General features: G+C 69.5%; 24 protein-coding genes. 8 read left to right on the plus strand and 16 right to left on the minus strand.

Going from position 1 to position 20,687, the window contains the following annotated elements; all coding sequences use genetic code 11:
* Nucleotides 1-72: 72 nt before the first annotated feature.
* From K6753_RS08995 to K6753_RS09020, 6 genes are all read right to left on the minus strand, one after another.
* On the minus strand, nt 73-2,082 hold the full coding sequence (locus tag K6753_RS08995) for a M2 family metallopeptidase (protein ID WP_223676104.1): 2,010 nt from the start codon (nt 2,080-2,082) through the stop codon (nt 73-75).
* 140 nt (nt 2,083-2,222) lie between these two features.
* Nucleotides 2,223-2,705, minus strand: coding sequence for a hypothetical protein (locus K6753_RS09000; protein WP_223676105.1), 483 nt, complete (start codon nt 2,703-2,705; stop codon nt 2,223-2,225).
* Between the two features lie 97 nt (nt 2,706-2,802).
* Entirely contained in the window at nt 2,803-3,078 is a 276-nt protein-coding gene (gene minE, locus K6753_RS09005) for a cell division topological specificity factor MinE (RefSeq protein ID WP_223676106.1), read from the minus strand.
* Nucleotides 3,079-3,082: 4 nt separating this feature from the next.
* Entirely contained in the window at nt 3,083-3,892 is an 810-nt protein-coding gene (minD, locus tag K6753_RS09010) for a septum site-determining protein MinD (RefSeq protein WP_223676107.1), read from the minus strand.
* Nucleotides 3,893-3,917: 25 nt separating this feature from the next.
* A complete protein-coding gene (gene minC, locus K6753_RS09015) occupies nt 3,918-4,700 on the minus strand; it encodes a septum site-determining protein MinC (protein WP_223676108.1) in 783 nt (260 codons plus the stop codon).
* Entirely contained in the window at nt 4,697-5,296 is a 600-nt protein-coding gene (locus K6753_RS09020) for a GNAT family N-acetyltransferase (RefSeq protein ID WP_223676109.1), read from the minus strand. The genes minC and K6753_RS09020 overlap by 4 nt, the downstream gene beginning before the upstream one ends.
* 173 nt (nt 5,297-5,469) lie before the next feature.
* Here K6753_RS09020 and K6753_RS09025 point away from each other — a divergent pair, with 173 nt between their 5' ends.
* The 5 genes from K6753_RS09025 (at nt 5,470) to K6753_RS09045 (ending at nt 9,957) form a co-directional block, all read left to right on the plus strand.
* Complete coding sequence (locus K6753_RS09025; protein ID WP_223676110.1) at nt 5,470-6,675, plus strand: sensor histidine kinase; 1,206 nt, start codon at nt 5,470-5,472, stop codon at nt 6,673-6,675.
* Complete coding sequence (locus K6753_RS09030; RefSeq protein WP_223676111.1) at nt 6,672-7,313, plus strand: response regulator; 642 nt, start codon at nt 6,672-6,674, stop codon at nt 7,311-7,313. Before K6753_RS09025 ends, K6753_RS09030 begins: the two co-directional genes overlap by 4 nt.
* A 242-nt stretch (nt 7,314-7,555) precedes the next feature.
* A complete protein-coding gene (locus tag K6753_RS09035; RefSeq protein ID WP_223676112.1) occupies nt 7,556-8,716 on the plus strand; it encodes a polyketide cyclase in 1,161 nt (386 codons plus the stop codon).
* A 181-nt stretch (nt 8,717-8,897) separates the two neighbouring features.
* Nucleotides 8,898-9,290, plus strand: a complete 393-nt coding sequence (locus tag K6753_RS09040; RefSeq protein ID WP_223676113.1) for a DUF423 domain-containing protein — start codon at nt 8,898-8,900, stop codon at nt 9,288-9,290.
* A gap of 1 nt (nt 9,291) precedes the next feature.
* A complete protein-coding gene (locus tag K6753_RS09045; RefSeq protein WP_223676114.1) occupies nt 9,292-9,957 on the plus strand; it encodes a DNA-3-methyladenine glycosylase family protein in 666 nt (221 codons plus the stop codon).
* A 40-nt stretch (nt 9,958-9,997) separates the two neighbouring features.
* Here the strand turns inward: K6753_RS09045 and K6753_RS09050 are convergent, their stop codons facing one another.
* The 6 genes from K6753_RS09050 to K6753_RS09075 all read right to left on the minus strand — a co-directional run bounded on the left by K6753_RS09050 (nt 9,998) and on the right by K6753_RS09075 (nt 13,620).
* Nucleotides 9,998-10,804, minus strand: coding sequence for a M15 family metallopeptidase (locus K6753_RS09050; RefSeq protein WP_223676157.1), 807 nt, complete (start codon nt 10,802-10,804; stop codon nt 9,998-10,000).
* A gap of 61 nt (nt 10,805-10,865) precedes the next feature.
* Nucleotides 10,866-11,045, minus strand: a complete 180-nt coding sequence (locus K6753_RS09055; RefSeq protein ID WP_223676115.1) for a DUF4177 domain-containing protein — start codon at nt 11,043-11,045, stop codon at nt 10,866-10,868.
* Nucleotides 11,042-11,242 carry a type II toxin-antitoxin system antitoxin gene (locus K6753_RS09060; RefSeq protein WP_223676116.1) on the minus strand — a complete coding sequence of 67 codons (201 nt, stop codon included), beginning with the start codon at nt 11,240-11,242 and terminating at the stop codon, nt 11,042-11,044. The genes K6753_RS09055 and K6753_RS09060 overlap by 4 nt, the downstream gene beginning before the upstream one ends.
* Nucleotides 11,239-11,607 (minus strand): hypothetical protein, encoded by a 369-nt coding sequence (locus tag K6753_RS09065; protein WP_223676117.1) that lies wholly within the window; start codon nt 11,605-11,607, stop codon nt 11,239-11,241. The genes K6753_RS09060 and K6753_RS09065 overlap by 4 nt, the downstream gene beginning before the upstream one ends.
* Before the next feature lie 10 nt (nt 11,608-11,617).
* On the minus strand, nt 11,618-12,481 hold the full coding sequence (locus K6753_RS09070) for an SPFH domain-containing protein (RefSeq protein ID WP_223676118.1): 864 nt from the start codon (nt 12,479-12,481) through the stop codon (nt 11,618-11,620).
* Nucleotides 12,482-12,690: 209 nt separating this feature from the next.
* Entirely contained in the window at nt 12,691-13,620 is a 930-nt protein-coding gene (locus tag K6753_RS09075) for a hypothetical protein (protein ID WP_223676119.1), read from the minus strand.
* Nucleotides 13,621-13,715: 95 nt separating this feature from the next.
* On the opposite strand from K6753_RS09075, the gene purT reads away from it, so the two are divergent.
* Nucleotides 13,716-14,930, plus strand: a complete 1,215-nt coding sequence (gene purT / locus K6753_RS09080) for a formate-dependent phosphoribosylglycinamide formyltransferase (protein ID WP_223676120.1) — start codon at nt 13,716-13,718, stop codon at nt 14,928-14,930.
* 28 nt (nt 14,931-14,958) lie between these two features.
* A complete protein-coding gene (locus tag K6753_RS09085) occupies nt 14,959-15,474 on the plus strand; it encodes a hypothetical protein (RefSeq protein WP_223676121.1) in 516 nt (171 codons plus the stop codon).
* A 226-nt stretch (nt 15,475-15,700) separates the two neighbouring features.
* Here the strand turns inward: K6753_RS09085 and K6753_RS09090 are convergent, their stop codons facing one another.
* Both K6753_RS09090 and K6753_RS09095 read right to left on the minus strand, forming a co-directional pair.
* Nucleotides 15,701-16,927, minus strand: coding sequence for an endonuclease/exonuclease/phosphatase family protein (locus K6753_RS09090; RefSeq protein WP_223676122.1), 1,227 nt, complete (start codon nt 16,925-16,927; stop codon nt 15,701-15,703).
* Nucleotides 16,924-17,661, minus strand: a complete 738-nt coding sequence (locus K6753_RS09095; RefSeq protein WP_223676123.1) for an arginyltransferase — start codon at nt 17,659-17,661, stop codon at nt 16,924-16,926. Before K6753_RS09095 ends, K6753_RS09090 begins: the two co-directional genes overlap by 4 nt.
* 133 nt (nt 17,662-17,794) lie before the next feature.
* On the opposite strand from K6753_RS09095, the gene K6753_RS09100 reads away from it, so the two are divergent.
* Nucleotides 17,795-18,439, plus strand: coding sequence for an EF-hand domain-containing protein (locus K6753_RS09100; RefSeq protein ID WP_223676124.1), 645 nt, complete (start codon nt 17,795-17,797; stop codon nt 18,437-18,439).
* Nucleotides 18,440-18,575: 136 nt separating this feature from the next.
* Here K6753_RS09100 and K6753_RS09105 read toward each other — a convergent pair whose 3' ends face one another.
* Nucleotides 18,576-19,754: an RNA polymerase sigma factor gene (locus K6753_RS09105; RefSeq protein ID WP_223676125.1), complete on the minus strand. Its 1,179-nt coding sequence runs from the start codon at nt 19,752-19,754 to the stop codon at nt 18,576-18,578.
* 99 nt (nt 19,755-19,853) lie between these two features.
* Complete coding sequence (locus K6753_RS09110) at nt 19,854-20,678, minus strand: DUF2007 domain-containing protein (protein WP_223676126.1); 825 nt, start codon at nt 20,676-20,678, stop codon at nt 19,854-19,856.
* Between the last annotated feature and the right edge of the window lie 9 nt (nt 20,679-20,687).

Genomic DNA, 20,687 nt, shown 5'->3' on the forward strand with positions numbered 1-20,687 from the left:
CCCGTCCGTACTCCACACACGAAGAAGGCCGGCGGTTGCCCGCCGGCCTTCCAGATCAGACCGCGTCCCCGGTCAGCCCTGCGCCTTCGGCTTGGCCTCTGCCTCCGCCGCGGGCTTGGCCGCTGCCGTGGTGCCGGCCTGCCAACCGCAGGACTTGCCTTCGTTCTGCTCCTTCAGCCACGCCTGCAGCGGAGCGAAGTACTCCAGCACCGCGCCGGCATCCATGCCCTCGCCACCGGTCAGCTCCTTGAGGCTGGACTGCCACTGCTGGCTGGCGCCGCGGCTGAGCATGGCCTGCAGTTTCTCGCCGGCGGCCTTGTTGCCGTAGAAGCTGCACTCGTGCAGTGGGCCGGTGTAGCCGGCAGCGTCGCACAGCGACTTGTAGAACTGGAACTGCAGCACGTGCGCCAGGAAGTAGCGGGTGTACGGCGTGTTGCCCGGCACGTGGTACTTGGCGCCCGGGTCGAAGAACTCCTCGCCGCGCGCGTCGACCGGGGCGACGCCCTGGTACTGGGCCTTCAGGTCCCACCACGCCTTGTTGTACTGGCCCGGCTCGATCGTGCCGTCGAACACGCCCCAGCGCCAACGGTCGATCATCAGGCCGAACGGCAGGAAAGCGACCTTGGCCAGCGCCATGCGCATCTGCGCGTTGATCAGCGCCTCCTCGCTCTGCTGCTGCTCGCCGACCAGGTCGATCGACTGCAGGTACTCCGGCGTCATCGCCAGCACCACGGTGTCGCCGATGGCTTCGTGGAAGCCGTCGTGCGCGCCGGCCTGGAACACCGGCGGCAGCTCGTTGTAGGCCAGGTAGTAATAGACGTGGCCCAGCTCGTGGTAGATGGTGGTGAAGTCCTCTTCGTTGGGCTTGATGCACATCTTCGTGCGCACGTCGCCCTTCATGTCCATGTCCCACGCGCTGGCGTGGCAGACCACGTCGCGGTCGCGCGGCTTGATGAACTGGGTCTTCTCCCAGTAGCTGTCGGGCAGTTCGGGCATGCCCAGCGAGACATAGAAGTCCTCGGCGCGCTCGGTCATCTGGCGCGCGGTTGCCAGCATGGCGTCCTGCTCGATCTGCGCCAACGCCGTTGCGTCGCGGTCGCCCCCCTGGCGGGTGAGCGCGGCAGCGAAGTTCTGCTGGTACTGCGCTTCCAGCGCGCCGGTGATGTCCAGGCTGCCGGCATTCTCATACGGGGCCAGGACGTCCCAGAGGTTGCCCCAGTCCTGCTGCCACATGTTGCCCATCAGGTGCGCCGGCAGCATGCCGCCGTCCACCTTGCCGCGCTCGGCGCCGTATTCGGCCTCCAGGCGGGTGCGGGCGTAGCAGTGCAGCTGCTCGTACAGCGGCTTGACCTGGCCCCACAAGCGGTCGGTCTCGGCGGCCATCTCGACCGGGCTCATGTCGTATCCAGAACGCCACATCTCGCCGGCGTCGGCATAGCCCATCTCGCTCGCGCCCTCGTTCACCAGCTGCACGAAGCGGGTGTAGTCCTCGCGCATCGGCTGGGCGATGGTGTGCCAGCCGCGCCACGCGTCGAGCTGGGCGTCGTAGTCGCGGTTGCCGCGCAGCACGTCCTCCAGCTGGCCCAGCTGGCGGCAGGTGCGGTTGTCGCCTTCGCCGGTGCAGTACTCGCCCGAGCCGTACATGCCTTCCATCTTGGCGACCAGGCGGGTCAGCTCGGCGAGCTTCTCCGGGTCCTTGGGCGCGGGCATCGCGGTGGCCAGCTTCAGCAGCTGGATCGTGCGCGCGGTCTGCGGCGACATGTCCTGGCCCTCGAAACGGCGGGCCTGCTCGACCCACTGGTTGAGCTTGGACAGGTACTGCTCGTTGGCCTTGGCCGCCAGGAACTGGGTGTCGTCGGTGATGTAGGTCGACGACAGCCACTGCGGCTTGGTGATCTCCGGCTGCATCCGCATGATTTCTTCATTCACGCGGGCGGCGAACTGGTCGGCGGTCTCGCCTTCGGGCGCGGTTGCCTGCGGCGTGGTGCCGGTCGCGTCGGGGGTCTCGTCGCGCTTGCACGCGGACAGGGTCAGGACGGCGGCCGTGATACTGAGCGCGAGCAACGCGCGGACGGGTTTCATGGGTGGGTTTCTCCGGGATGCGACTCGCGCTGGATGCGCCGAGCCCCGAAGGCTAGTGGCGGGCTGGGGGCGGTGCAAGTGAAGCGATGGCGTCGCGATCGGGCGCAGGGCAGGGCGGACTTGCGTGTCAGGCGCCTGTATCAGGCCGCGATCGCGGCGGCTCCGCCGCCAACGGAGGCCAACAGGCCGCGAACCTCCAGCCAGTCACGCGCATCCTCGGCATCGTGCTCGAACCACGCGCGGGTGGAGCCCAGGCGGAAGGTGTAGCCCCAGGCATCCATGTCGGCCATCAGGCGGTCACGGCCGACGCCGGGCAGGGCATCGGCGAGGACGATCTGCAGGTAGCAGGTGGCGTCCTCCTCCTCCTGCGAATCGGTGGCGTCGGTGTGGACGCTGGCGCGGCGCTCGGACGGCATCACGAGCAGGTGGCAGGCCTCGTGCAGGAGCGAATGCACCGGCGTGTCGGCGCGGGCGAAGACGTCGGAGCCGATCAGGCCGGCCTCGCATTCGCCCCAGTAGCTGCCGGGGATCGCCCCGCCGTCGGGCACGCGCACCAGCCGCAGGCCGTGGCGGGCGAGCAGCGCCGCGGTTGCGTCGAAGCCGATGTCGGCAAGGGTGAGCATGTGCAGAAGGGTATAGGAGCGGCTTCAGCCGCGATCGAAAGTCGGCGCGAGCCGATGCATTCCCGATCGCGGCTAAAGCCGCTCCTACATTGGGACGTCAGCCGTTGGCGACCGCCCGGGCCTCGTCCTTCTCGGGCAATGCCACGGAGATGTCGAGCACCTTGTTGTCGCCTTCGCCCAGCAGGTCGACCTTGACCGACTCGGCATCGACGTTGACGTACTTGCGGATCACTTCCAGCAGTTCGCGCTGCAGCATCGGCAGGTAGTCCGGGCCGCCACGGCTGGCACGCTCGTGGGCGACGATGATCCGAAGGCGGTCCTTGGCGACGGAGGCGGTCTGCTTCTTGGTCAGCAGGAAATCGAACAGGCCCATGTACTTACCCTCCGAAGATCTTGCTGAAGAAGCCCTTCTTCTCGGCTTGCGTGAAGCGCATCGGGCGGGTGTCGCCCAGCAGGCGCGCCACGGCGTCGTCGTAGGCCTGGGCGGCATCGGACTCGGTGTCCAGGATGACCGGCTCGCCCTTGTTGGAGGCATTGAGCACGTCCCCGGACTCCGGGATCACGCCGACGCTCTTGAGGCCGAGGATCTCCTCGACATCGCCGATGCTCAGCATCTCGCCGGTTTCCACGCGCTTGGGGCTGTAGCGGGTCAGCAGCAGGTGCTCCTTGACGCGCTCGCCGTTCTCGGCACGGCGGGTCTTGGACGACAGCAGGCCGAGGATGCGGTCGGAATCGCGCACCGACGAGACTTCCGGGTTGACCACGACAACCGCCTGGTCGGCGAAGTACATCGCCAGGAACGCGCCCTTCTCGATGCCGGCCGGCGAGTCGCAGACGATGTAGTCGAAGCCGTCGGCGGCGAGGTCGTCGAGCACCTTCTGCACGCCTTCCTTGGTCAGCGCGTCCTTGTCGCGGGTCTGCGACGCGGCCAGCACGTGCAGGTTGTCGAAGCGCTTGTCCTTGATCAGCGACTGCTTGAGCGTCGCCTCGCCGTTGACGACGTTGACGAAGTCGTACACCACGCGGCGCTCGCAGCCCATGATCAGGTCGAGGTTGCGCAGGCCCACGTCGAAGTCGATGACGGCGACCTTGTGGCCGCGGCGCGCGAGTCCGCACGCAAGGCTGGCGCTGGTCGTGGTCTTGCCGACGCCGCCTTTGCCCGAGGTGACTACGATGATTTCGGCCAAGTTCGAATCCTCCAGTGGTGCGGCGTCAGTCCAACGCCGCGATGTTGAGTTGCCCGTCTTCGAGCCAGGCCTGCACGGCCTTGCCGCGCAGGTCCTTCGGGATGTCTTCGAGCACCTTGTAGTGCCCGGCGATGGCCACGAGTTCGGCATGGAACTCGCGGCAGAAGATGCGGGCCTTCTCGTTGCCCTGCGCGCCGGCCAGTGCGCGTCCACGCAAGGGGCCGTAGATGTGCACCGAGCCGTCGGCGATGACCTCGGCGCCGGCACCGACGGACGTCAGCACGGTGAGGTCGCGATTGTCGGCATAGACCTGCTGGCCCGAGCGCACGGGCGCGGACTGGATGAGCCCGGGGGATGCGACGGGCGCGGCCGGCGGCGCGCTGGCCTCGCGACGCTGCGGTGCCTCGGCCGGGGCGGGGGCAGGCGCAGGCGCGGGTGCCGCGGCCGGTGTCGCATCGCCCTCGGCGCGTTCGTACTGGGCGCGGAACTTGGCCAGCAGCGGCAGGTCGAGCTGCTCGGCCAGGCGCTCGGTTTCACTGGTGCCGTATGCCAGCGCCACGGGAAGCACGCCGGCGCCGCGCAGGCCGTCGATCAGGTTGCGCGCAGTGGTGAGGTCCGGCGTCTGCGCCAGACCGCCGAAATCGAGCACGACGGCGGCGCGCGCGAACAGCTTGGGCGCGCGCTGCACGCGGCCGCGCATCTCGTCGACGAGGCGCTCGACATCCAGCGTGCGCACGCGCAGGTTGGCGATGCCCACCTGGCCGATCTTGAGTTCGCCAGCCTGCTCGTAGTCCATGGCGGCGTTCATGCGGTACCCGTCGGGCGGTGCTGGGCGGCGGGCGCCTGGCGGGGCTGCAGGATCCACGGGGTATCCGGCAATGCATCGCCATAGGTCTCACGCACCCAGGGATAGCTGCACAGTGACTTCATCAGCATCGCGGCGCGGATGCCGGACCCGGGCATCACGTGCTGGCCGACCTCGCGGAAGCCGAAGCTGCCGTGGAACAGCAGCACCGGATCGTTGGCGCCTTCCAGGAACACCTCGCAGGCCATCTGCGGGTAACGCAGCTCGGAATAGCTCTGCGCATCGGCATATAGCGCGCGGCCGACACCGCCACCGCGGCGGCGGCTGGCCACCACGATGCGGTCGATATAGAAGAAGTCCGGGTAGCGCTCGTGGAACCAGCGGAAGTTGCTGCTGTCGTGCTCGGCGGTGGACGCCAGCCCGATCAGGAACCCGGCCATGGTCCCGTCGCGTTCGGCGATGCGGAAGTATTCGGCGTGGTCGAAGAAGCGGCGCAGTCTTGCGGCGTCCAGCGGCAGGATGGCGGGTCCGGCGGCGTTGTTGAGGGCAAGGACGGAATCCAGCTCGTGCTCGCGCACGTCGCGGACGACGATCGACATTCCGGAGCTCCAGGTTCTGCGACGCGGTACAGCAGCGCCGCCGGGCAGTGCCGGCGGCCCGGCGATTATCGCATGGCGACCCGGCCGCGGCGACTGCGACGGAGCGGTACCGACCGGGCCGGGCATGACTTTCGGATGGCTCCGGCCGCCCTGCATACCGCTAGCATGCAGCGATGTTGAACCGCCTGAACCATTCCCGACTGCTGCGTTACGCCGGCCTGTTCACCTGGGCGATGGTTGGCTTTCCGCTGCTGTCGCTGACGCTCCAGCCGCTGGGCGACGACCTGGGCATCGCCGAGGAGGCCTTCGGCGCGCTGCGGGTGGGCTGGACGCTCTGGGCCCTCTACTTCTCGTTCGGCCTGAGCTACAGCTGGGTGACCCGCAACCTCGGGGCGCGCCGCGCCAACCTGTTCGATTACGCGCTGCTCATGGTGCTGACCGGCACCGCGATCGCCATCAGCTACTACAGCGGCAGCGGGCTGGGCAGCATCCTGCTGATGGTCGTGGCGTGCGTGCTGCCGTGGCTGTTGCCCATGCCCCTGGGAGTCGCGTGGCTGGTGCTGAGCCAGTTCGTGGTGGTGCCGGTGTACGTGCGCGGGCTGGATTTCTCCTGGCCGGAGGCGCTGATGCAGTCGGCGCTGTACGCCGGCTTCTGCGTGTTCGTGTTCGTGACCAGCCTGGTGGCCCGCCAGCAGGCGCAGGCACGCGAGGAGCAGCGCCGGCTCAATGCCGAGCTGCGCGCCACCCGCGTGTTGTTGGCCGAAAGCGCCCGTGTCAACGAGCGCACGCGCATCTCGCGTGAGCTGCATGACCTGCTGGGCCACCACCTCACCGCGCTCAGCCTCAACCTGGAGGTGGCCGGCCACCTCTCCGAGGGGCGGGTGAAGGAGCACGTACAGCAGGCGCACACGCTGGCGCGCCTGTTGCTGACCGACGTCCGCGAGGCGGTCAGCCACCTCCGCGACGGTGGCGCAATCGACCTGGAAGCGGCGTTGCGCCCGCTCGCCGAGAACGTCCCGTCGTTGCAGATCCATATGGATATCGAGTCGCCGCTGACCATGGACGACCCCGAGCGCGCGCACGTGCTGCTGCGCTGCACGCAGGAGGTCATCACCAATGCCGTGCGCCACGCCGCGGCACGCAACCTCTGGATCAGCGCGATCCGGGAGGACGCGATGATCGCCATGACCGCGCGAGACGACGGCCGCGGCGCCGAGGCCTTCGTGGCCGGTAACGGCCTTCGCGGCATGCGCGAGCGGCTGGCGCAGTATGGCGGCAACCTCGAAATCAAGACCCGGCCGCAGGAGGGCTTCTGCCTGCACCTGACGTTGCCGGCATCGGCGGAACCCACCGCCGTCCCCGAAGGAGTGATCGCATGATCCGTGTGATGCTTGTTGACGACCAGACCCTGGTGCGCCAGGGCGTACGCTCGCTGCTGGCGCTGGCCGAAGGCATCGAGGTCATCGCCGAGGCCGGCGATGGCCGCCAGGCCGTCGAGATGATTCCCCAGGTCAATCCCGACGTCGTGCTGATGGACATGCGCATGCCGGTGATGTCCGGCCTGGAGGCGCTGCAGGCGCTGGCCCGCACCAACAGCCTCCCGCCGACAATCATCCTCACCACCTTCGACGACGACCAGCTGGTGCTGGCCGGCCTGAAGGCGGGCGCCAAGGGCTACCTGCTGAAGGATGTGTCGCTGGAACAGCTGGTTGGCGCCATACAGACGGTGTCGGCTGGTGGTTCGCTGGTGCAGCCCGCGGTGACCCAGCGCCTGCTGTCCGGGCTGGAGCACATGCGCAACGATTTCGTGAGCCTGGACCGGCCCGACCCGTTGACCGAGCGCGAGACTGAGATCCTGCGCCTGATGGCCGGCGGCTTCTCCAACAAGGAGATCGCCAATTCGCTGGGCGTGGCCGAGGGCACGATCAAGAACCACGTCTCCAACATCCTGAGCAAGCTGGGCGTGCGCGACCGTACGCGCGCGGTGCTCAAGGCCTTCGAGCTGCAGCTGGTCTGATGGCCTAGACCACCCGGCCCGTGGCGCGCGGGCCAAGCCCAGGTGCGGGCTGCCGCCTTGCAGGCCGGCTGCAACATGCGCGGCGTAGGCTCGCCCGTGCCGCGCGATGCCCGCTCCCGCCAATCCCGGCAAGGCTCTGTTGGCCCCCGGTCATTACAACTGCTGCTTCGCCCCCGGCTTCCTTGCTAGGATTATGGGTCTGCGTCCCGGTCTGGTCCCGGGTCGGCCCTGGAGAAACCTGAATGACCCGTTTGATCGAGATCCTGATTTCGCTGGCCATCGTGGTCGCGCTGTTCCTGGTTGTGGGCCTCCTGCTGCCCGCCAGCCGGCACCACGAGGAGAGCGTGGAAACCAACCGCAAGCTGACCATCGTGTACGACACGATCAACAGCCTGCGTCGCTTCGAGGATTGGAACCCGCTCGTCCTGCGCGACCCGAACATCGAGATCGAGAAGTCGGGTCCGGATTCGGGTGTCGGCGCCCGCCTTGAGTACAGCTCCGACACCAACCTGGGCGAGGGCAGCTGGGAGATCGTCGCCAACGAGCCGCGCAAGAGCGTGAGCTTCGCGCTGACCGACCCGGAGCCGGGCAACAACAAGCGCACCACCTACAGCCTGAAGCCGACCGGCCGCGCCGGTCGCAACGTCGAGATCACCCAGACCTACGACGTCGACTACGGCTGGAACCTGATCGGCCGCTACGCGGGCATGTACGTCAGCAGCAACGTCGGCTCCGATATGCGGATGGGACTGCAGCGCCTGAGCAACATGCTGGCAGCCGTGCCGAACTACGACTATGCCGACCTGAGCAAGGACGACCCGGAGATGGCTCCGCGCCTGCAGGACCGCCCGGCGGAAAACCTGCTGTTCGTCAGCGCGGCCGTGCCGCGTGACAACGAGGCGGTCGCCAAGCAGATGCTGTCGAACCTGGAGTGGATCCGCCGCGTCATGGCGTCCAACAACCTCGAGGCAGCGGGCCCGGTGCGCATCATCACCAACGAGTTCGGCGCCGAGAGCTACTCCTTCGACGTCGCCATGCCGGTGCGCAAGCGCTCGGGCGGTTCGAGTGACGACGAGCAGGACGAAAACACCGACGCAGCGGACGAAGGCGACGAGGCCGCGGAAGCCGCCGAGACCGAAGTGGCCGCGGTCGAGTACCCAGAGCTCACCGGCCTGAAGCTGGACGGTCCGGTCGAGTACCGCCGTTCGCCGGCCAGCCAGATCGCGATGGTGCCTTTCGAAGGCCACATGGCCAACCTGTCGGTCGTGCGCGATGCGCTGCGTGCCTGGGCCCTGACGCAGGGCTTCGAGACTGCCGAGCGTCCGTACGAGCTGTGGAAGTCGGGCATCGAAGGCGGCTTCAAGGAAGACGGCGAGTTCGAGGTCGTCTGGGCCGTTCGCTGATCCGGACCTCTAGGCAGCAAGACCCGAAACGCCGCGCAGCAATGCGCGGCGTTTTTCTTTTGGGACGCTCCCCTAGGAGCGGCTTCAGCCGCGATCAGAAGTTCAGTAGCCGCCGCATCGCGGCAACCGGCCCGATCCCGCGCCGCTGCTATCGTGATCGCCCGCCAACCGACCTGATCCCATGTCCGACCGACCGATCCCGCCGCAGCGCGGGTCCGCATGGCACCGCGTTATTCCTGCCGCCGGCGCGCTGCTTGCCGCCCTGGCCGTCGCGCTGTCGGCCTACGCAGCGCATGCCAGCGACGGCGAGGTGCAGGCCCGCCTGCAACAGGCCGCGCTGATGGCGTTCGGGCATGGCATTGCACTGGCGGCGCTCGGCCTGCAACCCGCGGGGGCGATCGCACGCGGGATGTTCGCTGCGATGCTGCTCGGCGTGGTGCTGTTCTCCGGCAGCCTGGTGCTGTCGCACCTGCTGGGCTGGCCGACCCGCCTAGCGCCCCTCGGCGGGGGCCTGATGATCGTGTCGTGGGTCGGCCTGGCGGTCGTCATCGCCACCGGTCGGTGGCGGGGCTGAGATGGCGCGCGGGTTCGATACCGATGCTGCGCACGCGCACCTCGTCCGTCGTGATCGCCGCCTCGCCACGTGGATGCGTCGGATCGGACCGATTGCGGCGGATCCGCGCTGGCGGGCACGCTTCGACCCGGTGGATGCGCTGGCGCGCGCGATCCTGTTCCAGCAGCTGAGCGGCAAGGCGGCCTCCACCATCGTCGGCCGCGTGGAAACCGCGATCGGCAGCCGGCGCCTGCACGCGGACACGCTGGCCACCGTCGATGATGCCGGCCTGCGCGCGTGTGGCGTCTCGGGCAACAAGGCCCGTGCGCTACGCGACCTGGCGGCGCGCGAGGCCGCCGGGGAGATCCCAACGCTGCGCCAGATGGCCCGCATGGGCGAGGAGGCGATCATCGCAGCGCTGGTGCCCACCCGCGGGATCGGGCGCTGGACGGTTGAGATGATGCTCATGTTCCGTCTCGGCCGGCCGGACGTGCTGCCGCTGGACGACCTGGGTATCCGCAAGGGCGCGCAGGTGGTGGATGGCCTCGATGCACTGCCCACGCCGCGCGAGCTGGCCGAACGCGGCGAGCGCTGGGGTCCGTATCGGACCTACGCCAGCTTTTATCTCTGGCGCATCGCCGACGCCCGCGCTGCGAACGCCGCGCCGACGCCGCGCTCGCAGGAATAGTCGGCCTGCCGGCGTTCGCACGGACGCCGCCTGCGCCGGGTCACACCTCCGGTGGCCGCCAGCACCAGTGCCATGGCTCGTAGACGATGCCGTGCGGGTTGTCGCGCGGGTAGCTCATGTTGAAGCCGTGCGCGGCGGCGTTGCCGGTCAGCCAGCCGAACGCCGGCGTGGCTTCGAACGATTCTTCCGCGGCCGGCTCACCCGGCGTGCTGATGTCGAGCGCGCGCCCGGAATGGTGCTCGCTGTAGCCGGGCGCGGCATTGACCTCGAGGATTTCCTCGACCGTTAGTCCGCGCGCCAGCTTGCGTTCGAAAATGCCCAATTGGTAGTCGTGGCTGCGGTAGCCGGAAATGGTCTCCAGCACGATGCCGTCGCGTCGCGCGGCCGCTTGCATTTGAGTCCACGCGCGCGCGGCGGGCTCGACCAGCCAGAGCGGGCGACGGTAGCGGTCGAATCCCGCCAGCGCCAGCCAGTCGGGTTCGGCGACCAGTTCCAGACCGGCGCGCTGCGCGTAGCTGTCGTCGAGGCCGAGCGCATCAAGTCGCGATTCCAGCGCGTCCAGCGGCAACGCCCGGATGCGTTCGATGCCGGGGCGTCGATGCGGGTGGTGGAATTCGATGGCGTCCAGCGCCTCATCCAGTCCGGGTTCGTGCCGCAGGCGCGGCACCAGCGGCATCAGGCCTTCGGGCAGGTCCGCGGCGAGGAAGCGGCCGTCGCGCTTGCGCCGTAGCACGTGGCGCGCACGCGACAGGAGGCGGGCGTCGTGGTTGCTGCGCGCGCGCAGCAGGCCGCCCGGCCAGACCTCGATCCGGGGCGTGTTGACGAGATGGAGCGGCTGGCCTCGCATCGGGGCAGGGTAGCGCCCGGTCGCCTGCGTCGCCACGGGCGGCCACCGGTGCGCGCTGGACTCAGGCTGGCTTCTTGAACACCGCCAGCGCCGGCATCATCGGCCCGGTCAGCACCACGTTGACCAACTCCCAGCCTTGGCGGCCCATGCGGTTGAGGGCTTCCTGCATCACCTCGGTCTTGAAGCCGCCCATGATCCCGGGCTTGACCTCGACCACTTCGTACATCCAGCGCTCGCTCATCGTTCCTGTCCCTTGTCGTCGTTCTCGTCGTTGCCGTCGTCGGCCGGCGTGGGCAGCCGGCCCGCCTTGCGCAGCGCGTCGCGCAGTACGTACTCGATCTGCGCGTTGAGGCTGCGCAGCTCATCGTCGGCCCAGCGCTGCGCGGCCTCCAGCACCTGGGCATTGATCCGCAGCGGGTAGGCCTTCTTCTGGCTCATCGCCTGCCTGATCGCGTCCCGGTGTGGTGATCGTCCCCGTCTACGCGCGGGGCGCGGGCCACTGTCAGGATCAACGCCACCGCCAATCCGTTGACCGCCAGCAGCAGGGCGACGACGACGCCGGTGATGCGCGCTTCGTCGTTACCCGCCCATGCCAGGCCGGTGGCACCGAGCAGCATGCTGAATCCGACTGCGGCCAGCAGTGCGCCCAGGCGGCGGGCGAGGCGGTCGGGGTCGCGGACGCGGCGGGCATCGAGGCCGTTGACCAGGTGCAGGCGTCCGCCGCGCACCAAGCCGGCGATGAGGAAGACCGGCATCGCGCTGAGCGCCATGGCTGCGGGGGCGATGTAGCGCTCCCAGTCCATCGCCCCGGCCTCAGTACAGGCTGCCGGTGTTGACGATCGGCTGTGTGCTGCGGTCGCTGCACAGCACCACCAGCAGGTTGCTGACCATCGCCGCCTTGCGCTCCTCGTCGAGCTGCACGACGTCGTTCTTCTGCAGCTCGGCCAAGGCCATCTCGACCATGCCGACGGCGCCGGCGACGATGCGGGTCCGCGCGGCGATCACCGCGTTGGCCTGCTGGCGCTGCAGCATGGCGTGCGCGATTTCCGGGGCATACGCCAGGTGGCTGATGCGCGCGTCGATCACGTCCACGCCGGCCTCGGTCAGGCGCTCGTCGAGCTGCTCTTTCAGCCGCTCGCTGATCTCCACCGGGTGGCTGCGCAGCGAGACCTGGTTTTCCTCGTGCTGGTCGTACGGGTAGCTGGTCGCCATGGCACGCAGGGCGGCCTCGGACTGGATGTGCACGAAGCTCTCGTAGTCGTCGACGTTGAATACCGCTTCGGCCGAGTCGACCACCTTCCAGACGATCACCGCGGCGATCTCGATCGGGCTGCCGTCCAGCTCGTTGACTTTCAGCTTGCCGCTCTCGAAGTTGCGCACGCGCAAGCTGACCTTGCGCTTGGAGAAGAAGGGGTTGTTCCAGCGCAGGCCGTTGTCGTGCACGGTGCCCACGTACTTGCCGAACAGGCTGAGGACCGCCGACTGGTTCGGTTCGACCATGTACAGGCCGAACAAGAGGAAGAACGCCACGATGCCGCCGAGCACCGAAAGGATGGCGGTTGCCGGGCTGTCGCCGGCCACGCTGTTGAACAGCATCACGGCAGCGGCGACCAGGGCCAGCAGCAGCACGAGCAGCACCGGAATGCCGGGCAGGGAGCGGGTGGGGTTCTCTTTCATGGCCGGTCTCGTCCGTTGGGATGGGCAAAGAGTGATATCAAAGTGATATCACGTCAATGGCCGTTCGTCGGGACGGTCGCGGCGATTCGAACGGCGTAGCCCGGGTAAGGCCGGAGGCCGCACCCGGGGACGTCTACCGTGGCTCGCGCATGTCGCCGCGCGCCGCGGTGCGTTGAATCGTCCGGCACGCCAGTGCCGCTGCGATGCGGCTACGGGCTGATCCGGTACATCGGCGCGGGGATGAACTCGCCCGTCGCATACAACTCGGAGCCGTCCGCGGACCAGCCCAGCGCTTCGGCCTGCGGCAGGGGCGGGAGGTCGCTGACCTGCGGTGCCCCGGTGACCGCCTCGGCCCACGTGCCTTCGCCGCGCGGGTAGAGCAGCAGGTACCGATACGTCATCACCGCCAGCGTGCCCCCGTCGGGGGACACGTCCGCAGCGGTCACGTGGCGGTCGAACTGGGCGCGGCCGGCGTCGTCCTGCTCGGCCTGCGACGGTGCCGGCATGCCGGCCAGCTCGCCGAGAAACGTCGCCGTCTGCATGTCTTCGCCCGCCGGCCGAAGCGGCAGTGAGAACAGTTGCGGCGGCTCGCGCTTCTTGGACACCAGCAGGATCTCGCCCCGCTCGACATCCACCGCGACGGCTTCGCAGTCGCGTGGGCCGTCGGGCCAGCGGAAGGCGATCGACCAGGCCGGCTTCAGGCGCGCGTTTTCCAGCATGGCCGGCTCCTCGATGACATGCAACTGCAGACTTCGCCGGAGGCCACCGTTGTCGCCGGTATCGGCCAGCATCAGGTAGCGCTTGCCGTCCAGTTCGAAGGACGCGATGTCCTCCCAATCCGTCTTGGTCAGGCCTTCCACATGGAAGGTCGCCAGCCGTCGCCCGCCGGTGCTGGTTGCAAACAGCCGCGCCGGGTTGCCGCCATCGTCGTGCAGCCACAGCACGTCTTCGTGGCGTCGCGATGCGGCCAGCCCGCTGATCTCGTCCATCTGAGGGTCCAGCAGCAGGCCCGCCAGCGTGGCGCCGGGGCCGCCGTCGTCGGAGCGCGCGCACGCCGTCGCCAGCAGCAGCGCAGCGATTGCGCAGCCGGTGCGCAACCGGGCGGGCCGGTGTCGGCGGTAGCGGGGTCCCCATGGCATCGGCGGAAGCATCGCACGGCGCCCGTGCAGACCAAAGGGTTGCGGCGGCGACGGTAGACTGTGCGGCCCATTTCACGCCCCGTACCGGAGCCCCGATGACCACCCTCGGCACCCCGCTGTCCCCGCATGCCTTCCGCGTCCTGCTGCTGGGGTCGGGCGAACTGGGCAAGGAGGTGGCGATCGAATTGCAGCGCTTCGGCGTCGAGGTGATCGCCGCCGACCGCTATGCCGACGCGCCGGCGATGCAGGTCGCCCATCGCAGCCACGTGCTGGACATGCTGGACGGTGCCGCGGTGCGCGCGCTGGTGGAGTCCGAACGTCCGCACCTGGTGGTGCCGGAAATCGAGGCCATCCACACCGACACGCTGGTCGCGCTGGAGCAGGAGTTCGAGCGCGAGGCGCGCGACACGCGTGTCATCCCGACTGCCCGCGCCGCGCGGCTGACGATGGACCGCGAAGGCATCCGCCGCCTGGCCGCGGAGACGCTGGGGCTGCCCACCTCGAGCTACCGCTTCGTCGACACCGCCGACGAGTACCGCGCGGCCGTGGCGGCCATCGGCGTGCCCTGCGTGGTCAAGCCGGTGATGTCGTCCTCCGGCAAGGGCCAGAGCCTGGTGCGCACCGACGCCGATATCGACCGCGCATGGGACTACGCGCAGACCGGTGGCCGCGCCGGGGCGGGGCGGGTGATTGTCGAGGGCTTCGTCGACTTCGACTACGAGATCACCCTGCTGACGGTGCGCCATGCCGGCGGCACCGCGTTCTGCCCGCCGATCGGACACCTGCAGCGCGACGGCGACTACCGCGAGAGCTGGCAACCGCAGCCGATGTCGCCGCTGGCGCTGGAGCGCGCGCAGGCGGTGGCGCGTGCGATCACCGACGACCTCGGCGGCTGGGGCGTGTTCGGGGTCGAGCTGTTCGTGAAGGGCGACGAGGTCTGGTTCTCGGAAGTCTCACCGCGGCCGCACGACACCGGCCTGGTGACGCTGGCATCGCAGGAGCTGAGCGAGTTCGCGCTGCACGCACGCGCGATCCTTGGCCTGCCGCTTTCGGTGGACGCCGATGGCAACGTGCCGCTCAAGACCATCGCCGCCTCGTGCGCGGTGCTGGCCGAGGGCCACGGCGTGCCGGTGTTCTCCGGTGTCGACGCCGCGCTCGCACGGCCGGGGTCACACTTGCGACTGTTCGGCAAGCCGCGCGTGGACGGCCAGCGCCGGGTCGCGGTGACGCTGGCGCCCGGCGGCGACGTCGATGCGGCCCGCGCCGATGCACGCGACGCGGCGCAGGCCCTGCACGTCGAGCTGCGCTGAGTCGCACGCCCCCTTTCCAGGAGTCACGATGAACGACCTCAACGGCTATGCCGTGTTCTTTTTCCCGCAGGCGCTCGAAGCACTGGGCGACGCCATCAAGCCCTACCTGCAGGAGGGCAAGGCCGGTCCCCACCTGCTGTGCCGCGAGATCGACACCGGCGGCGCACTGGTCGAGATGACGCTGGACGGCCGCACGCCGCAGGGCCAGCAGGTCGATCTGGAACTGATGGTGCCCACCAGCATGGTGCGCATGATCGTGTCCGCGCGCGGGGATGAGGCTTTCGGCTTCGGGCCGCGCACCGCTGCCGTCGCGCCGGTGGTTGAAGAAGCGAATGCCAAGGCCGGGCAGGTGGCAACGGATGACGCTGCTTCACCGGCGGATGCCGCGTCTACGCCTGCGGGCCTGGCGGCGGGCGCGAGGCCCGTGAAAGCGCCGGCTGCCGCCGGCTCCCCGGACAGCACCGGCACCGCCAGCAAGGATGCGGACACGCGGAAGGCTGACGGACAGAAGACCGACAAGCAGAGCGCCAGCGGCGGGAAGTAAGGTGGTACACGCCGCGCAGCTGTCCTTCTCCCTTCGGGAGAAGGTGGCGCGCAGCGACGGATAAGGGTTCGGCGAAGCCGGCGTCCGTGGCGGCCCGTCTACTCCGGTACGCGGCTCGATCTCCAAGCGAGTCCAAGCCCGAAACCGGGGACATGCCTACAACGTCGTGCACCGCATCGGCGTGCAGGGCTCCCGCAGTGTTCGGACGGGCGGCGAGCGAGCGGCTCTACGGCAGTTCCAGATCCACCCACACCAGGCGGTGGTCGCTGGCCTCGGTGACGGCCGCTCCCGCCGAGTCGGGTGCCGGCCAGAACACCCCCGCGTCCACCACGCGCAGGCTGCGGGAAGGCAGCACGTAGTCCAGCCGCAGCGTGCCCACGCGCGGGCCGAAGTCGCCGGTGTGGGTCGACGCATCGCCCGTTCGCGCCATGCCATACGACTCGGCCACGACCCGCGCGCCTTCGCTGCGCGGCTCGACGGCACCATTGACCCGCGGATGCGACAGCAGGTTGCGGATCGCGGCGTGGTGGCCATCGCCGTCGTGCGGATCGTTGTTGAGGTCACCGGCGATCACGAAATGCGCATCGGCCGGCAGCCCGCCGCAGGTCCCGCGGTCATCGCACAGCCAATCCGCGGCCTCGTTGGAGAGGTACTCGCTCCACAGCCGGATCTCGTCGTGGTTGCGGGCGCCGTTGCGGTCCTCCGGCCCGTCGAACACCGGCGGCGTGGGGTGCGAGGCCAGCACGTGCAACGTGCCGCGCGGCGTGCGCACCGGTACGTCCCAGTGCGACTTGGACGACAGCCGCAGCTGCGACCACACCTCCGGCGGGTACCACGGTCGGTCCGTGGCGGGGTCGCGCGGCTGGCGAGCGCCCGGCATCGCACTCCACTTCACCGTCTGGAACGTGCGTGCAGCCTGCGCATCGATCGGGTGGCGCGACAGCACCAGCATTCCGTATTGCCCGGGATGCAGGCCGTAGCCCCACGCATCGTTGCCGCGCGCGCGGTCATCGACCACGCCACCGCGCGCCTGGCCATCGCGGTCCAGGTCCAGGCCGCTGGGTACGCCGGTATTGACCGGCGCCAGGTAGCGGTACGGGTAGTGCAGCGCGTCGCCGCCTCCGGGCTGCGGCTGCTCCAGGTAGCGGCGCTGGAAGAGGTCGGCGGCGCGCTGGCCCGCGTCGAAATCGAACTCGTTGAGCAGCACGATGTCGGGCCGTACGCGCTGCAGCACCGCCGCGACCGCGGAGGCCTTCGCATCGCCCGATTCCAGGCGCCGGATCAGGCCGCCGGCGGATTCTTCATAGAGGGACGTGTTGTAGGTCGCCACCCGCAGCGGCGTCATGGAACGGAGGTAGGCATCGGGGTCGCCATGGACATTGACGCGCACGCAGCCCGACAGGACCAGCGCGGCGAACAGGCCGGCCAGTGCCGGCCGCAAACGGAAATTCATGGAAAGTCTGCCTCGTCGAAATCGCGCCAGCTGCGACCGTCGAATCGCTCCAGCGGGCGGAAGCGGCGCTTGTAGTCCATCTTGCCGTGCCCGTCGATCCAGTACCCCAGGTACAGGTGCAGGCGCTGCTCGCGTCGTGCCCATTCGATCTGCCGCAGGATCGCCAGCGTGCCCAGTCCGCGTGCAGCCAGCCCGGGATCGGGGTCGAAGAAGGTGTAGACCGCCGACAGCGCGTCGTCGGCCAGATCGGTCACCGCCACGGCCAGCAGCCGGCCGTCCTCGCGCATCTCAAGGAACCGGCTGTCGCTCCAGCGCCCGATCAGGAACTGCTCGAACTCGACCGCGCCATGGCCGTCCATGCCACCGCCGGCGTGGCGCGCGGCGAGGTAGCGCCGGTACAGCGCCAGGTGCTCCTCGCTGCGCTGCGCCGGTTGCACGCGGGTGGTCACGTGGCGGTTGCGCGACAGGCAGCGGCGCTGTGCACGGTCCGGTGCAAAGCGGTCGACGGGAATTCGCACCGCGGTGCAGGCGCGGCAGCGCCGGCAGTGCGGCCGGTAGACGATGTCGCCGGAGCGTCGGAAGCCCCAGCCCAGCGCCATCGGGTACCACTCGGGCAGCCGCGGATCACGCGGGTCCAGCACCAGGTCGCGGGCGTAGCGGTCGGGCCAGTAGCCGCACGGGTGCTCGCCGGTGTGGAACAGGCGCAGGTCGTCGGTGTCCGGCGTGTTGCCCATGGCGGGCAGCATAGCGCCGGCGGCGCCCGCGCTGTCGCCCGGCTGAACGTGGTCGGGGCCACGTCAACCGCGCCGCGCCGCGTGCGTTGACTCCACCATCGGCGCAACGCCGCGCCACACACCGGAGACATGCATGAACCGTTACACCTTCCTGACCGCGGCCATTGCCGCCGCACTGGTCGGCGTGGCCGTGGCTGCCCCGCAGGACGTCGCGCAAGACGGCACGCGCGGCAAGGCCGAGCGCGGCCAACGCATGGCCAGGTTCGACACCAACGGCGACGGCGCCATCGACCGCAGCGAGGCCGCCGCGCACCCGCGCCTGGCCGAGCATTTTTACGCTATGGACAAGAACGGCGACGGCCGTATCGACGCCGGCGAACGCCCGCAGTGGAAGCAGGGCCGCCGGGGCGGTCACCGCGGCGGCATGGGCCACGTGCTGAAGCTCGATACGGATGGCGACGGCCGCATCAGCAAGGTCGAGGCCTCCGGCGACGAGCGCTTCGCCGCACGCTTTGATGCCACCGACGCCAATCGGGACGGCTACCTGGTGCGCAGCGAACTGATGGCTGCCGCCGAAGCGCGGCGCGCCGAATGGAAGTCCAGGCACGCCGAGCGGATGCAGCAGAACTTCATCGAGGCCGACGCCGACAAGGACGGCCGGTTGAGCCGCGCAGAGGTCGAGTCGGGCATGCCGCGCATGGCGAAGATGTTCGCCTTCATGGACGAGGACCGGGACGGCTACCTGAGGCTGGTCGACCTGCAGCACGCGCGTCGCTGACGCCTGACTGCGTGAAACCGGACGCCCGCGTCCCCTTCCGGAAACGCGGGCTTTTTTGTGTCCATTGCGATGCGCAGGATGGATCGGGCTACGGCTGGAATGACGGTGTAGACGCGTGCCGCGGGTCGCCTCGTGCTCAGATCCGGCCGGACGAGACCAGTCCCAGCAGCAGCCCGCCGATGCCGCAGGTGAAACCCACCACGGCGCCGATCCAAGCGATCGCCTTCTCCCGGCGGCGGCGACGCGCGGCGCCCGTCGGGTCCAGGGCCGCCTCGCGCGCGTGCCGCCGTTGCAGTGCGCGCGGCTGCACCACCATCGCCTGCCAGAACACCGTCGCCATGAACACGGCCGTGGCGACCACGGGCCACAACCAACCTTTGCTTTCCGCCGCCAAGGCCGTGATCGTGATGATGAACCCGACCGACGCCAGCGCGCACACCACGGAGCTGCGGATCAGTGCATGGCGTTCGGCGGCGTCGATCGCGCCCTTCAGCTGGCGCCGCAGGCCCAGGTAAACCCCCGCGAGCGCCGCCAGCAGCGCAAACCCGATGCTCCCGGCCGCCCCCAGCAGCACCTTGCCGAACGTCTTGGCACCTGCGGCAGCACCGATCGACAGGATGCCGGCGGCGGCCGCGGGCGGACTGGCCAGCACCAGTGCGCTGGTGACGATGCCGGCGAACGCCGCGGCGGGTGCGGAACTGCGCGCGAACTCGCCGAAGCGCGCCAGCAGTTCATCACGCACCGTGGCCCGGGCGCGCGACAGCCGCTTGCGCACCGCGGCGTCGCTCAGCCCCAGCAACGCGGCTACCTGTTGTGAGCGCTGGCCCTCGCGGTAGTACAGCAGCAGCACTTCGCGGCTGTCGTCGGGCAGCGCGGAGATCAGCTCGGCCGCCATCAGTTGGCGTTCGTCCTCCAGCGCCTGGTGCAGCGGGTCAGGGGCGGGGTCCGCAGCGGCTTCGATCACCGCATCGGCGTCATCAACCGGCACGCCGCCCCGGACGCGCGCGCGCAGGTGGTCGCGCGCCAGGTTGCGGGTGATCTGCCGCAGCCACGGCAGGAAGCTGGCGGGGTTCTGCAGCCGCTGCAGGTGTCGCCACGCGCTGATGAAGGCGTCCTGGGCGATGTCCTGGCTGGCCGGCACGTCGCGCACGATGGCCAGCGCGATGGCGGTCACCGGGTTCTGGCACGCGGCGACGATCCGGCCGTAGGCATCGGTGTCGCCCTGCGCGGCGGCGGGCAGGTGCTCGCGGATGACCGCTTCGACATCGGTCGTGGGCGCAAGGACGGCGTGCGAAGGGGCGAGGGCGCTGGGCATGGCGGGCTCCATCATGGCGCGGACGGGATGCCTCCAGGGACGCGCCGCGCCGGCCGATGTGACCGGGTGCGATGCGACCGGGGCACCGTCCCGCGGACGTCAGCTCGACACGTGGCGGACCACCTCGATCACCTCCCAGCGGCCGTCGACCCGCTGCACCCGCAGCGTCTTGTAGTCGCCGAACATCCGGTGGTGGTAGGCGGTGTACTCGACCTCGCCTTCGTCGGGGGCTGTGGGCCGGAAGCGCGTCACGTCCAGCAGCAGCGCCTCGCGGCCGCTGCGATGCTGGCTGCCCACGTCCTCGTCGGGGTTGCGCACGCACGTCGACCCCGGCGCGACCACCATGCCCTGGCGATACAGCGCTTCCAGCATCTCTTGCGGCGCGTCCTTGCCGTCGATGCTCAGGCACACCGTGGTCAGGCGCGCCGAGGGCAGTTCGTGCTCGAACACCGCGCGCGCCACCGGCAGCAACACCGGCGCGATGCTGCCGTCGAACGGCCCGGCGGCCTCCTGCTGCGGCGGGCGGTTGGTCAGCATGTGGTGGACCATGAAGGCCACGCCGATGGCGATGCCGCCCAGCAGCACCAGCTTGATGCGCGCCGCGCGGCTCTGGACGCCCGACTTGCGCGGGCCGGCGGCCGGCTCGGTGCGGAAGGTCGGGGCCAGGTAGCTGTCGGTGGGGCGGGTCGAATCGATAAGCCCGGCATCGCGCAGCAGCGTGCGCGCGCGAACCTGGTCGTCCGATCGCACCACCCACACCGCCGGCTTGGCGTCGGCATCGGCGCTGCCGTAACTGAAGTTGCGACGGCGGTTGCCCTTGTAGGAGCGCCCGTCGGTGATGCGGGTTTCGATACCCGCATCCTCAAGCAACCGGGCAACCTGCTCGACGTTCTCCAGCCGCGGGCTGCTGAATACCTGGCGCATCCTCTAACC

Origin of the sequence: Novilysobacter selenitireducens (assembly GCF_020026895.1) — a bacterium.
Taxonomy (GTDB): domain Bacteria; phylum Pseudomonadota; class Gammaproteobacteria; order Xanthomonadales; family Xanthomonadaceae; genus Lysobacter_C; species Lysobacter_C selenitireducens.

Bases quoted from the DNA above. Each gene is read 5' to 3' on its own strand.
- K6753_RS09100 (WP_223676124.1), top strand. From the start codon at position 17,795: ATGAACCGTTACACCTTCCTGACCGCGGCCATTGCCGCCGCACTGGTC.
- K6753_RS09070 (WP_223676118.1), bottom strand. From the start codon at position 12,481: ATGAAAGAGAACCCCACCCGCTCCCTGCCCGGCATTCCGGTGCTGCTC.
- purT (WP_223676120.1), top strand. From the start codon at position 13,716: ATGACCACCCTCGGCACCCCGCTGTCCCCGCATGCCTTCCGCGTCCTG.
- K6753_RS09055 (WP_223676115.1), bottom strand. From the start codon at position 11,045: ATGAGCGAGCGCTGGATGTACGAAGTGGTCGAGGTCAAGCCCGGGATC.
- K6753_RS09085 (WP_223676121.1), top strand. From the start codon at position 14,959: ATGAACGACCTCAACGGCTATGCCGTGTTCTTTTTCCCGCAGGCGCTC.
- K6753_RS09025 (WP_223676110.1), top strand. From the start codon at position 5,470: ATGTTGAACCGCCTGAACCATTCCCGACTGCTGCGTTACGCCGGCCTG.
- K6753_RS09050 (WP_223676157.1), bottom strand. From the start codon at position 10,804: ATGCGAGGCCAGCCGCTCCATCTCGTCAACACGCCCCGGATCGAGGTC.
- K6753_RS09035 (WP_223676112.1), top strand. From the start codon at position 7,556: ATGACCCGTTTGATCGAGATCCTGATTTCGCTGGCCATCGTGGTCGCG.
- K6753_RS09065 (WP_223676117.1), bottom strand. From the start codon at position 11,607: ATGGACTGGGAGCGCTACATCGCCCCCGCAGCCATGGCGCTCAGCGCG.
- K6753_RS08995 (WP_223676104.1), bottom strand. From the start codon at position 2,082: ATGAAACCCGTCCGCGCGTTGCTCGCGCTCAGTATCACGGCCGCCGTC.
- minC (WP_223676108.1), bottom strand. From the start codon at position 4,700: ATGAACGCCGCCATGGACTACGAGCAGGCTGGCGAACTCAAGATCGGC.
- K6753_RS09090 (WP_223676122.1), bottom strand. From the start codon at position 16,927: ATGAATTTCCGTTTGCGGCCGGCACTGGCCGGCCTGTTCGCCGCGCTG.
- K6753_RS09060 (WP_223676116.1), bottom strand. From the start codon at position 11,242: ATGAGCCAGAAGAAGGCCTACCCGCTGCGGATCAATGCCCAGGTGCTG.
- K6753_RS09105 (WP_223676125.1), bottom strand. From the start codon at position 19,754: ATGCCCAGCGCCCTCGCCCCTTCGCACGCCGTCCTTGCGCCCACGACC.
- K6753_RS09095 (WP_223676123.1), bottom strand. From the start codon at position 17,661: ATGGGCAACACGCCGGACACCGACGACCTGCGCCTGTTCCACACCGGC.
- K6753_RS09030 (WP_223676111.1), top strand. From the start codon at position 6,672: ATGATCCGTGTGATGCTTGTTGACGACCAGACCCTGGTGCGCCAGGGC.
- minE (WP_223676106.1), bottom strand. From the start codon at position 3,078: ATGGGCCTGTTCGATTTCCTGCTGACCAAGAAGCAGACCGCCTCCGTC.
- K6753_RS09000 (WP_223676105.1), bottom strand. From the start codon at position 2,705: ATGCTCACCCTTGCCGACATCGGCTTCGACGCAACCGCGGCGCTGCTC.
- K6753_RS09110 (WP_223676126.1), bottom strand. From the start codon at position 20,678: ATGCGCCAGGTATTCAGCAGCCCGCGGCTGGAGAACGTCGAGCAGGTT.
- K6753_RS09020 (WP_223676109.1), bottom strand. From the start codon at position 5,296: ATGTCGATCGTCGTCCGCGACGTGCGCGAGCACGAGCTGGATTCCGTC.
- K6753_RS09045 (WP_223676114.1), top strand. From the start codon at position 9,292: ATGGCGCGCGGGTTCGATACCGATGCTGCGCACGCGCACCTCGTCCGT.
- K6753_RS09040 (WP_223676113.1), top strand. From the start codon at position 8,898: ATGTCCGACCGACCGATCCCGCCGCAGCGCGGGTCCGCATGGCACCGC.
- K6753_RS09075 (WP_223676119.1), bottom strand. From the start codon at position 13,620: ATGCCATGGGGACCCCGCTACCGCCGACACCGGCCCGCCCGGTTGCGC.